The sequence below is a fragment of the Pseudomonas sp. S32 genome (assembly GCF_016648095.1).
In the GTDB taxonomy this organism is placed as follows: domain Bacteria; phylum Pseudomonadota; class Gammaproteobacteria; order Pseudomonadales; family Pseudomonadaceae; genus Aquipseudomonas; species Aquipseudomonas parafulva.
Genome location: NZ_JACVVF010000119.1, coordinates 1 through 276 on the forward strand (window position 1 = coordinate 1; position 276 = coordinate 276).

Below are 276 nucleotides of genomic sequence, written 5' to 3' on the forward strand. Positions count from 1 at the left end.
GTGGGCACTGGCAGTGTGCGCCTGGACCTGAAAGCGGGCACCGATATTGTTGATGCCGCAGGCAACCGGGTTGTGGCCGGGCGGGTGGGCGACAGCTACAGCATCGACCGCGATGTCCCGAGCGTAACCCGCGTGGGCGTGCCGGCAAACGGCAGCTATGTGGCCGGTCAGAACCTGGACTTCACCGTGAGCCTGAGCGAGGCGGTGCAACTGGATACCGGCAACGGCACCCCACGCATCGCCGTGACGCTGGACGACGGCACGGTGGCCTACGCC

Annotated in this window: 1 protein-coding gene; it reads left to right on the forward strand. The window is 67.4% G+C overall.

Features of this window, described 5'->3' with window-relative positions:
- A partial coding sequence (locus tag IAE38_RS23710; RefSeq protein WP_201219587.1) for a hypothetical protein occupies nucleotides 1-276 on the forward strand: 276 nt, incomplete at both ends.